Below are 11,405 nucleotides of genomic sequence, written 5' to 3'. Positions count from 1 at the left end.
CGCGCAGGGAGCGGTGTACGAGCCGGGGAACGGTGACATCCGCCCCGCCCGTGCCCTTCCGCTGTCGCCGCCGCACGGTACCCGCCTCGCACCTTTCCCGCCCCTCAGGCGTACCGACCTGGGCATTCACCACCGAACGTCGATGGGCCCTTGATCGCGTTCTCCCACGACCGCCTCCCCGGCGACCGCAGACACCGTCTCCCCGAACGCCGCAGGCACAGCTTTCCCGAGGGCCGCAGACATCGCTTTCCCGAACGTCGCAAGCAGAGAACGGTGGCCTCGCGAGGCCCTTGTCCATGCCCCTCCTACCTGGGCTTTTCTGAAGCGATCCCCTTCCACTCGCGGCCCCTTCATCTGTGACGCACTCACACATGACGCTCTGGTCTGTGACGCCCTGGTTTGTGCGGGGCTCGGCTGCGCAGATCTCGTCTGTGACGCTCTGGCCCGACCTTCTTGAGTCCGTGACGTTCTGACCAGTAGGAGAGCTCTGGCGTGCGATGCTCTGACCCAAACGTCTTTCGTCCACGATGTTCTGAGCCGTGACGCTCTGGTGTGTGACGCTCTGACCCGAGCCTCCAACGTCCGTGATTCTTTCGCCGACGAGCCTCTCGCCCGTGACCCTTTTCAGCGCCCCCTTTTCGTCCGCGACCGTCTCATGCGAAAGCGGCGAGCTTTCGCGCCCGTGACGCGTGACGCTCGCACCGCCGTTCCTGTGGGTGTACGTCATGAATGACCTTCCCGGTCGTCTCGTCTACCGACTCCTCCTACTCGGAGTGGCTTGATTGAAAATTTCGTAATATTCGCGCCCATCCGGCGACTTTCCTGCTTTGGCCCGAGCTCGCTGGGCGAACCGCTCAACCAGAGGCGTCTCGCTTAGGTGAGCGAGCGCGCCGGGGACGGCGCCCACCCCGCCCACCGGGCGTGCCGTGCGGAGCGCATCGGCGCCTGTGTCGCAACCACCGTCAGGCCGGGCTCTCGCCCCGCCCCTCAGGCCGGGCCCGGCGGCCCCGCCGCTCAGACTCGGCCCGGCAGCCTCGCCCCTCAGACTGGGCCCGGCGGCCTCAGGGGGCGGGCTTGGACCGGGCGCCCCAGGGGCGGACTCTCGGCCCGATCCTCAGGCCGGGCCTGGCCGCCCCCCAATGCGCACCCACCGCCAACTCGCGAGGGGGCGCGATGAGGGGATGCGATGGGGTGGTGACGAAGGAGGCCAACCGAATCGAACCAGCTCTCGGCGACCGCCACCCAGCAGACCGAACATGCCCATCAACACCCACTGACCTGCGAGTTGTTCCACGCTCGCCACGCTCCCCCTACAGCCCCCGTGGCGCTGCACACCGCATTGACGCCCTGGAACCTATCCATCTTGAAGTTGCTACTTCAGTGCGCGGTCTCGGTACGGGCCTGCTCGCGGCACGGCTGAAGCACTTCGAGAGCGAGGGCCTCGTCCGTAAGGTCGTGCTGCCGCCGCCCGCCCGCACGCCCGCGTACGCCCTGACGCAGGCGGGCGCCGAGCTGGCCCCCGCGGTCCTCGCCCTCGCGCGCTGGGGCATGAAGTGGGCGATGGGCGAGCGCCGCGAGAACGAGGCGTTCCGGGCCGGCTGGGCGGTGCTCGGGCTGCGGGCCTGCTTCGACGCGGAGGCGGCGTCAGGGGTGCGGGTGGTGTACGAGTTCCGGATCGCGGACGAGGTGTTCTATGCGCGGGTCCACGACGGGACCATCGAGACCGTGCTGGGGGCGGCGCAGCAGGCGGACGCCATCAGGCATGGGGTCGCCCGGGTGTCGGGGGACACGGAGGCGGTGGGGAGACTGAAGTCGCTTTTCAGGCTGCCCCGCCCGGAGTCCAGGCACGGGCAGGCGGCGCAGGAGGCCTGACGCCGAAGACCCGGCAACCGGGAAAGCAGGGCAGAAATGGGCGGGCATGAGTGGGTGGTGCCCGCCAGTACCCTTGATGGCATGGCAGCTGGTGGTAGGGCGTCGGGCAGGCCCGCGAAGAAGAAGGGCCCGTCCAAGGGCACCGGAGGTCAGGTCCGCCGAGGCCTGGAGGGCCGGGGCGCGACCCCGCCCGCCGAGATGCGCCACTGGTACAAGGACAAGGCGCGATCCGAGCGTGTCGCCCGCGAGGAGCGGGGTGGCGGCGTGCGGCGCCCGGCCGCGGCGCGGCAGAGGCGTTCGGAGGACGCGCCCGAGTACATCGGCGGTCGCAACCCGGTGCTGGAGGCCCTGCTCGCCGGGGTGCCGGCCAGTGCCCTGTACGTGGCACAGCGCATCGAGAACGACGACCGCGTCCGCGACTCGATCAAGATCGCGGCCGAGCGGGGCATCGCGCTGCTGGAGTCCTCGCGCGACAAGCTCGACCGCCTCACCGAAGGCGCCGTGCACCAAGGGATCGTGCTCCAGATCCCGGCCTACGACTACGCGCACCCGTCCGAGCTGGTCGAGCTGGCTCAGGACGCGGCGGAGCCGCCGCTGATCGTCGCCCTCGACGGCGTGACCGACCCGCGCAACCTGGGCGCCATCGCCCGCTCGGCCACCGCGTTCGGGGCGCACGGGCTGCTCATCCCCTCACGCCGCTCGGCGGGCGTCACGGGCGGCGCCTGGAAGACGTCCGCGGGGACGCTCGCCAACCTCCGGGTCGCCCGCGCCGCCAACCTCACGGCCGCGCTGCGCGAGTACCGCGACGCCGGCCTGTTCGTGATCGGCCTGGACGGCGAGGGCCGCACCGACATCGGCGACGTCGACCTCCTGACGGAACCCCTCGTGGTCGTCGTCGGCTCGGAGGGCAAGGGCCTGTCCCGGCTGGTGCGCGAGCACTGCGACGTGGTGGCCCGCATCCCGATGCGCTCGGCGGCGGAGTCGCTGAACGCGGGGGTGGCGGCGGGAGTGGCGCTGTACGAGGCCGCTCGTCACAGGAGTCGCTAGGCTCTACACTGGTAGGCCGCGCCGACGTAGCTCAATCGGCAGAGCATCTGTCTTGTAAACAGAAGGTCAGGGGTTCGATTCCCCTCGTCGGCTCTGCATCGGAAAGGCCCCTGAACAGGCATTACGCCGTCAGGGGCCTTCTGTTTTCCGATCTTCAACCGGTGTCTTCGGTGTCTTTGGGAGCCACCGGGGCTGTTTCCCCCAGGAGAGCGCTGGACATGGCTTCGGTCGCGGCGCGGCTTACCAGTCGGACGGGGGTGGGATGCGTACCGCGACCGGCTCGTTCTGACCGTCCTGGGTGAGCCACAGTACAAGTCACAGTACAAGAGGTACCGCGCGTTGCCTGCGGGTCGGCGAACCCGGAGCCGTCGTCCCGGAGCCCCGGAGTCCCGGAGCGCCGCCCTCGGAGTCGGCCGCTACAGGTGCCTGTCGAGTAGGACGAGCCCGTTCTTGGTGAGCCGGACGTCGATGCTCCTGATTTGCTTCATGGTCAGCCCGGTCGTGCCGACGGGCATGGTCGTGGTGTCGGGCGACGCCATCCAGGTGGCCAGTTTGGTACTGCTGCCCAGAAGGTCGGTGACGTACATGGCGTACTCGAACGTCTTGGCCGGGCCCGGGTCGGCGGGCACGGCGTAACGGCAGGTCAGCTCCACTCGGGTGCCCCAGGGTTCCTGGATGACGCGCACCTCGGCGGTGACAGGGCTGGGAGTCGTCTGCACCATCGGCAGGGCGGCCTCCTGCCGCTCGGTCAGGAGCGGGGACGCCATCACCCCGGCAAGGCCCGCCGCGATGGCGACCGCGGCGGTACGTATCCGGCCCCACCGCCGGGCCCGCCGGCTGGAGTCCATCAGCTCGGGCAGCAGAGTCGCCGGCACCTCGGCAAGCGAGGGGTCGGCGTGCGGCGGGCGCAGGGCGCGATCCGCCGGGACGGCCGAGAGGATGCCGGGTATGCCGGCGAGCGAGGCGACCGCCTGCGAGCAGGGGCCGCATCCGCTCAGGTGCTCTTCGTACTCGAGTCGTTCGCGGGGTGACAGGGCCCCGATGACGTACGCCGCGTCCCATTCCGCGTACGGATCCGTTGAGGACATCAATGAGTGGTAACCCCCCTTTCCTGCAGCGCGAGTCGCAGGGCCCTGAGAGCGTAATGCAGTCTCGACTTCACCGTGCCGGCCGGCAGGTCGAGCTCGTCGGCGAGTTCGGCGACGGATTCGCCGCCATAATAGGTGCGCACGATGACGGTTCTGTGGTTCTCCGACAGTTGCGCGAGGGCGTCGGTGACCAGCCAGGCGTCGAGTGTGGCGTCTACCTGGTCGGCGCTGGATGTTTCGGGGAGCCGGTCGGTGCCGACCTCCCGGCGTACCCGCGCGCTGCGGCTGTGGTCGATCACCACGTTCCTGGCCACGGTGTACAGCCAGGCGCGCGACGCCGTCTCACCCTTGTGGAAGACCTCCGGACTCTTCCACGCTCGTAGCAGCGTTTCCTGGACGACGTCATGGGCGAACTGGTTGTCGCCAGTCAAGCGGACAACGAAGCGCCACAGCGCGGGCGCGTGCTCGTCGTACAGTGCCCGCAGGAGTGCCGCATGCGCATCGGTCATGTCCACACCCATGTGAGAAGGGGGTTACTTTCCTGGGAAAACGGGCTTTCGCTTGCTCAGGAAGGCTTGCGTGCCCTCGCGCATGTCCTCACTGGTGAACGTGCGGCGGAAGGCGCGCGCCTCGATGTCGAGCGCGGCGCCGATCTCCCGGCCGCGCGAGTCGTTGACGGCCTCCTTGCACAACGCCACGGCGATCGGTGAGTTCGCTGAGATCAGCGCCAACGACTCGTACGCCGCCTCCAGCATCTCCTCCCTGGTCACGAACACCCGGTTGACCAGGCCGATCCGCAGGGCCTCCCCGGCATCGACGTTGCGGCCCGTGTAGATCATCTCCCTGGCCCGGCCGGGGGCGACGTGACGTTGCAGCCGCACGCATCCGCCGAAGGCGGGGATCAGCCCGAGCCGTACCTCCGGCTGGCCGAATACGGCGTCCGCCGTCGCGTAGATGTAGTCGCAGGCCATGGCCAGCTCGCACCCGCCCCCGAGCGCGTACCCGTTCACGCAGGCGATCACCGGGAACGGCGCCGCCTCGATCAGCCGGGTGACCTCCTGGCCCAGCCTGCCGAACTCCTCGCCCTCCTCCGGCGTCATCGCCGCCATCTCCCGGATGTCGGCACCGGCGACGAAGGCGCGTTCTCCCGAACCGGTGAGGATCATCCCGCGGAAGCCGGTCAGACCGGTGAGGAAGCGTTGCAGCTCGGTGAGGGTCTGCCGGGACAGGGCGTTGAGCACGCCGGGCCTGTCAATGGCGAGCGTCGCGATCCCATCATTTTCGTCGACCGTCAGTGTTCGGAAAGCCATGGATCGTCCTCCAGAGATCACGCGCAGTCAGGTCAGGAATCCCAGATCGCTCCGTACGCGGGGACACCCCGCATCTCAAGTTGTTCGACGAGGTGCCATGTGGTCTTCTTGTTGGAGATGCAGATGATCGCCTCGGCGTCGAACTCCACATACGCCCGGTAGGCCAGGGCCAGAAGGTCGGGCTTGCCTTTGGCGTCGGTGTCCCAGACGACCGCGTCCGGCTGCACGGCGAGGATCTCCTCCACCAGTTCGTCGCCGTATGTCGTGCGGGGGCGCCGTGTCGACCAGACCAGCCGCGACGGCGTGTCGCGGGACAGCAGGTGCGGCAGGCACGGGCCGATGCCGCTGCCCGTGGCCACCCAGACGACGCGCGCGAACAGCTTGTCGATGTTGCCGACGCCGGCCGTCGGTATGCCCTTGACCCACAGGTGAGAGGGACCGTCGTCGATCAGCGACCCCGTCCAGTCGCCGGCCCGCGAGACGGTGAGCCGGAAGCCGTTCCGGCCGGGGGTGGGCACATTGGCGAAGGAGTGCCACTCAAGCAGCGGGTTACGGCTCACGGTGGTCGACGAGCCCGCGAACGGGGTGACGCCGTAGTCGAACCCGAGCAGGGCCACGTGCGACGACGGCCTGGAGATCCGGACAGGCACGCGCCGCAGGCGCAACCACGGCAGCGCGACGCTGAGGGTGACGGCCGTGAGCGCCCAGAACGTCGCCTGGTGGGCCGCGGTCAGCAGCGCATGCGCCCAGAACAGGGCGAGCACCGTCCAGCCGCCGAACCGGTGCACGACCTCGAACACGTTGTGGAACCGTGCCCGCAGCGGGGGCAGCGCGAAGACCACCATAGCGACCAGCAGCACCAGGATCGCGTACGCGAGCGTGAGCAGCCCCGCGGAGACCCCGGCGGGGCGCATGGTCATCACCCCGGTGAGGACGGCGAACCACAGGGTGGCCGCGACCGCCCCGCCGACGTGTAGTCCACCGAAATGGTAGACCTTGCCCAGAATGCGCCGGATCGCCAGCGGCCAGCGGACAGGGGCATCGGTGGCCACGCGAAAGAGCAGGTTGATGACGTACTGCTGGCGGATCAGCACGGCCAGGGTGACATTGGCGACCACCAGGAGGGACAGGGTGCTCGGGTCGGCCCACCAGCCGGCGGTGATCGCGTGGACGAGGAACCCTGTGTTGACGGCCAGCACGACGGCGGCGAGCCGGTTGTAGTGCATGCAGCGTCGGCCACTGCTGAGGATCCTGATCGCCGAGCGCGGCGGAGGCAGTTCGAGCGCATCCGACAAGGAGCGCGCGACTGTCATGCGACCACGTCGATCAGCGGGTCGATCAGGTCGGGGAGGGCGTTCTTGTCGACCTTGCCGCGGTCGGTCATCGGCAGCTCGTCCACGGCCACGACGCGGGAGGGCACGCAATAGTACGGCAGCGACTGCTCGACGGACTTTCTCGCCGACTCGACGTCCACGCTCGCCGGGCTGACGAAGCCGATCAGCTCGCCCTCGCGCAGGACCGTGGTGGCGCGGGCGCAGTCCGCGGTGAGCTCCAGTGCGCCGGTGACCGCGTCCAGCTCGACCCGGAAGCCTCTGACTTTCACCTGGTCGTCGGTGCGGCCGTGGTGTTCCAGCTCACCGTCCGGTGTCCAGCGGCCCAGGTCGCGAGTGCGGAACATCATGTGGCCGCCGCCACGGAAGGGATCGGGCCGGTACCTCTGCATGGTCACGACGTCGTTTCCCAGGTAGCCCGCGGTCACGCAAGCGCCGCCCGCCCACATCTCCCCGATCTCGCCGATCGGGCATGGCCTGCCGTTCGGGTCGAGGATGTAGACCGTGGTGTTGGGCAGCGGTCTGCCGATGGTCAGGACGCCGCGCTGCGGATCGTAGCGCTGCATCGTGTTCACGATGGTGACCTCGGTGGGTCCGCACGCGTTGTGGAAGGCGCTGAAGCGAGACCAGGTGTCCGCCAGCTGCTGGGGGCAGCGCTCGCCCGCGACCGCGACCACCTTGACGTTGCGGCACCGAGAGGCGTCGAGGGAGCCCAGAATTCCCGGGGTGGCGATGACCACGTCGACGTCGCGCACGGTCTCCTCGATGTCGTCGCCGCGGATGACGAGCGTGGCGCCGTGCGACAGGGCTCCAAGGATCTCCCAAACCGCCATGTCGAAGGCGATGTTGAGGATCTGGGCCACCCTGGTGCCAGGGCCGATTCCCAGGGAGCCCGGCTCGTTCAGCAGGATGTTGCACAGATTGGCGTGGGTCACGTTGACACCGTTGGGATGGCCGGTCGTCCCCGAGGTGAAGATGACCACCGCCACGTCGCCCGACTCGCCCGGGACTCGCGAGGACCACTCGCCCGCGCGCGGGACCTCGTCCACGGCGATGATCTCGTCCACGGCGATGACCTCGTGACGATCGCCGGCGGGGATCCTCGGCGCCGAATCAGAGGAGGTCAGGATCACCTTGACGGAGGCCGTGTCGACAATGTGGCGCAGGTGGACGGCCGGGGTGATCCGGACATCCTGCGGCACGTAGGCCGCACCGACCTTCAAGATCGCGAGGATGCCCACGACCATCGGGATTGACCGTGTCATGAACAGGCCGACGCGGTCGCCGGGACGCACGCCACGGTGGGCGAGCAACGCGGCGAGGCGGTCGGCGTGGCGGTCGAGTTCCAGGTAGGTCATGCTCTCGCCGAGATGAGTGACGGCGGTCGCGGTCGGCGTGGCCTTGGCGTGGGCCTCGAAGGCATGGTGAATGCGGTCGAACGCCGGGGCGCCCTCCGGGCCGGCGCCGAAACTCTGGAACAGGATCCGATCCGCAGAAGGAAGATCGACAAGAGCAGAGCGATTCAGACGCAGTGTCACTGGAAGTCTCCCGCTGAGTCGACGTGAGCTTGCTGTCCGCGCTTGGCTGATCTTCGAAACGATGTAGCCGCCGAACCGGTTCAACGATGGGGTGAACTTTTCGCCATCGGTTCGCCCTGACTGCGACGTGGTCTCGGTAACCGCCCCCGGCGCCTGCCGGGTGTCACACCGCTAGCACGCGGGCCTCGCCGACCAGGACGTCCTGGTCGGCGGTGCCGCCGGAGACGCCGACGGTCCCGACGTACGGGATGGAGCCGTCCTCGTCGATTGATCTCGTCCTAGCGGCACGATGCTGCCTTCGACCTGACGCGCGCTGCGGAGGGAGTGGCGGAGGCGGTGTCGGTCGGTGTGGTGGTCGGTCCCACTGACGCGATCGGCAATTTGACGAGTAACAAGGCCCTACAGCGAAGCGCACATGTTCGCGCGAACCTGTGCAAGGTGGTGCCGAATGGTCGCGGGTTCAGTGACGCGGGCGCCACTTCGGCCAGGATCGCGCACGGGCGTACGACCACCGGCACCCTCGTGGGTGCGCCCGTGCGGGGTCCGCTCCTGGTCGGTCAGGGGCGTACGTAGCGCCGGAACATGATTCCTGAGGCGAAGGAACGGTGCTCGGCCAGGCGTAGCCGCAGTTCTTCTCTCACGGGCAGGTACGGCTTGCCGCCCCCGACGATCACGGGGGATGCGTACACCCAGAACTCGTCGATCAGGTCCAGCAGGGAGGCGGCCAGCTCGGGGCCGCCGAGCTGGAGGGTGCCGTCGATCTCCTGCTTGAGGCGCGTCACCACGGACACGGCGTCCTTGCGACGGACGATCGTGAGCCCTTCGGGGACGGTCTGGAGGATGTCGGAGAAGACGTACCGCGGCGTCTCCTTGTAGAGCTGGGCGAACTCCCGCTCGAGGGCCGGGGCGTCTTCCTTGCCGAGGTCCTGCGTCCAGGGCTTTTCCATCGCCTCATACAGTCGCCGTCCGAACAGGAACGCCGCGGTCCGGCGAACATGGTCGTTCGCCGCCTGCTGAAAGTCCTCGGCGGGGTCCAGAAAGTTCATGCCACCGTCGGGATCCTCGATGTAGCCGTCGATCGAGGTGTTCATCCAGTAGATGACCTTGCCCTCCGTGGATGGCCTGGGGCCGTGCCGGATGGCCAGGTCGCTCAGCATGGGTTCTGGGTCGACCACACGTACCAGAATGACGACGCCGTGCTCCCAACCCCTGGACAGGGTGCTGATTCTCTTCGACGCGCGAGAGACCAGCGCGCTCCTCGCAGTGCATGTGTGGGACGGCCCGAACCGCATCCTGGTCAGAGAGGGCCTCAGGATCGAAGGTGATCACGCGCATGGCCTGAGCGCGGACACCTTGCAGTGATCGCTCCTGGCGGGTCCGGCCTGGCTACGGATCAGAAGGCGCCTGGTCGGTGGGCGGCGTGTCGCGACTCCAGATCTGGGTGCATCGAGGGAGGTCCTTGATGCCGCCGCCTTCCGGGATCATGCCCCAGAGGAAGGGGATCAGGTACTGAGGCGCTTCGCCCAGGAACGAGGCCAGTTCGTCCTCGGTGACGGTGAGGGTGAAGGTCGGGCCTGGTCGCCCCGATTTCCAGCCTTGTTCCAGAGCTCGCCTGATGCATCCGGCGACGAGGACGGGACGGATCGCGATCGTTCGCTCTCCTGACCAGTTGTCCGGCCGGGCGCAGGGGAGTGACACCACAAGGACGCTTCCCGGGCCCTCGGCTCGCTCGACGGCGAAGGTGAGAGGACTCCAGCTCTTGTCCGCGCTGTACGTCGGCCTGTGGCTGACACGCCAGCGGAAGGCGATGCCGTCGACGGTGATGGGCCGCGAGCCCTTCTTCGGCATCGCCACAGCGCCTCCAAGCTCCCCTCTGGACCGTCGCTGTTCCGTGGGAGCACCGGAACCAGCGGGAAGTGATGCGAGACGCCCGCAAGCGTAGCCAGTGCCAGCCGGCATGATCGAGCTGTTTTCGCCGCCGATCAGACTCTCCGGCTGATCAGGCAGGGGGAGGAGCGAAGGGCAGGGAAGGGCGGCCGAGGCGGTCTTGAACCAGTCGCCGGCGATGAGCAGGGATGCGGCAGGCATTCATGGCCCGTTGCAGCAGATCGGCGTCGAACCCGTGGGTGCCCAGGTGGTCGAGGAGCGGATCATACCGATCAGCCCGGTCTCGCAGGAGCTCCGTGACCAACCGGAGTTCCAGCCGAACCACCGGCACATGGTGAGAGCCGCAGGTGATCAGGACGTAATGCTGCCAGGGCCCGCTGCCCACACATTCCCACCCGTCCGATTCGACCTGCCGCTCGACTGTGCTGAACTCCACCCGCACCCCGTTCACCTCGAATTTGGTGAAGTATTGCGAGGTTTCGGAGAGCCACGAGGCGGTGTACAGACAGGGGAACGCCGAGAGTGCTGCGGCGAACGTGTCCACGTCTTCTCGGCTTGCGAGCAGGATGTCGATGTCCCCGGCAGGGAGGGTGACGCCTTGCAGGAGTGCGGCGCTTGTGCCGCACACGCGATAAGCCGTGTCGGTGTCCGCAGCTCGGAGTGCATCGAGCGTCATGGCTAATGCCGTGGTTACATCCGGCAGGTTCAGTGACCTTGTCTCGTCGCTCATGGGATTCAACGTATCCGTCACGAAAGTGCGCGCGTCAGGGCCTCGACCCGCGGGTTCGAGGAGCGTGCCCGGGGGGTGGCGGAGCGCTGATCGCAGCACCGGTACACCGATCGGACCGGATGAGCTCCTCGGGGATGCCTGCGGCCTTGAGGGTGTCGATCTGCCGGGTGAGACTTATGAGACCGGCCTGCGGGAATGTCACTGTCGCGGGTACGCCCGGGCTCGTCTCGAAAGCATGGATACGAGACCATGGCCACTTGCCGTCACGCCGTGCGGCTCCCGCCGTTCGCCCGGCTCGAACGTCTGGGGCCAGGAGCCGCATGAATCCTTGCGTTGAACCGTGTGAGTCAGTCCTCGTCGACCACGGCAGGGGCGTGATCGGCGACCGAGACCTTCAGCTGGGCCGAGGAGGTCAGCACGCTTCCCACCGGTGCTCCGGCCCTGGCCGCATCGGTGACGACGCTGCGCTCACCAAGGTAGCCATAGGTCTTGCGGTCGAAAATGTATTCCTGCCGTTCACCGAGCACCGGATCGACCCTCGCCGCGGCGATGCCCGTACGGCCTGCGGCGTCCACGGCATGGTCGACGGTGATGACGCCGGG

General features: G+C 68.2%; 10 protein-coding genes, 1 tRNA gene and 1 pseudogene. 3 read left to right on the top strand and 9 right to left on the bottom strand.

The window, feature by feature from the left end; all coding sequences use genetic code 11:
* Positions 1-1,380 precede the first annotated feature (1,380 nt).
* The 3 genes from AB0H81_RS40580 to AB0H81_RS40570 all read left to right on the top strand — a co-directional run bounded on the left by AB0H81_RS40580 (position 1,381) and on the right by AB0H81_RS40570 (position 3,012).
* A complete protein-coding gene (locus tag AB0H81_RS40580; protein ID WP_358386480.1) occupies positions 1,381-1,872 on the top strand; it encodes a winged helix-turn-helix transcriptional regulator in 492 nt (163 codons plus the stop codon).
* A gap of 81 nt (positions 1,873-1,953) precedes the next feature.
* Entirely contained in the window at positions 1,954-2,919 is a 966-nt protein-coding gene (gene rlmB, locus AB0H81_RS40575; RefSeq protein WP_358386478.1) for a 23S rRNA (guanosine(2251)-2'-O)-methyltransferase RlmB, read from the top strand.
* Between the two features lie 20 nt (positions 2,920-2,939).
* Positions 2,940-3,012: transfer RNA gene (locus tag AB0H81_RS40570), tRNA-Thr, on the top strand.
* A 323-nt stretch (positions 3,013-3,335) separates the two neighbouring features.
* On the opposite strand, the gene AB0H81_RS40565 is transcribed toward AB0H81_RS40570, so the two are convergent.
* The 9 genes and pseudogenes from AB0H81_RS40565 to AB0H81_RS40525 all read right to left on the bottom strand — a co-directional run.
* Positions 3,336-4,007, bottom strand: coding sequence for a zf-HC2 domain-containing protein (locus AB0H81_RS40565; RefSeq protein ID WP_358386476.1), 672 nt, complete (start codon positions 4,005-4,007; stop codon positions 3,336-3,338).
* Complete coding sequence (locus tag AB0H81_RS40560) at positions 4,007-4,516, bottom strand: sigma-70 family RNA polymerase sigma factor (RefSeq protein ID WP_358386474.1); 510 nt, start codon at positions 4,514-4,516, stop codon at positions 4,007-4,009. The genes AB0H81_RS40565 and AB0H81_RS40560 overlap by 1 nt, the downstream gene beginning before the upstream one ends.
* A gap of 24 nt (positions 4,517-4,540) precedes the next feature.
* Positions 4,541-5,317: an enoyl-CoA hydratase-related protein gene (locus AB0H81_RS40555; RefSeq protein ID WP_358386471.1), complete on the bottom strand. Its 777-nt coding sequence runs from the start codon at positions 5,315-5,317 to the stop codon at positions 4,541-4,543.
* A 32-nt stretch (positions 5,318-5,349) separates the two neighbouring features.
* A complete protein-coding gene (locus tag AB0H81_RS40550) occupies positions 5,350-6,630 on the bottom strand; it encodes a hypothetical protein (RefSeq protein ID WP_358386469.1) in 1,281 nt (426 codons plus the stop codon).
* Positions 6,627-8,186: an amino acid adenylation domain-containing protein gene (locus AB0H81_RS40545; protein ID WP_358386466.1), complete on the bottom strand. Its 1,560-nt coding sequence runs from the start codon at positions 8,184-8,186 to the stop codon at positions 6,627-6,629. The genes AB0H81_RS40550 and AB0H81_RS40545 overlap by 4 nt, the downstream gene beginning before the upstream one ends.
* A 557-nt stretch (positions 8,187-8,743) precedes the next feature.
* Positions 8,744-9,361 (bottom strand): dihydrofolate reductase family protein, encoded by a 618-nt coding sequence (locus AB0H81_RS40540; RefSeq protein ID WP_358386463.1) that lies wholly within the window; start codon positions 9,359-9,361, stop codon positions 8,744-8,746.
* Between the two features lie 211 nt (positions 9,362-9,572).
* Positions 9,573-10,040 carry a hypothetical protein gene (locus AB0H81_RS40535; protein WP_358386461.1) on the bottom strand — a complete coding sequence of 156 codons (468 nt, stop codon included), beginning with the start codon at positions 10,038-10,040 and terminating at the stop codon, positions 9,573-9,575.
* Positions 10,041-10,185: 145 nt separating this feature from the next.
* Positions 10,186-10,803 (bottom strand): hypothetical protein, encoded by a 618-nt coding sequence (locus AB0H81_RS40530; RefSeq protein WP_358386458.1) that lies wholly within the window; start codon positions 10,801-10,803, stop codon positions 10,186-10,188.
* Positions 10,804-11,150: 347 nt separating this feature from the next.
* A pseudogene (locus AB0H81_RS40525) lies at positions 11,151-11,405 on the bottom strand (hypothetical protein); the annotation flags it as partial.

Origin of the sequence: Nonomuraea sp. NPDC050691, from assembly GCF_040654455.1 — a bacterium.
GTDB lineage: Bacteria > Actinomycetota > Actinomycetes > Streptosporangiales > Streptosporangiaceae > Nonomuraea.
The sequence above is the reverse complement of the archived record's forward strand: the minus strand, read 5'-3'. Positions and strand labels throughout refer to the sequence as shown.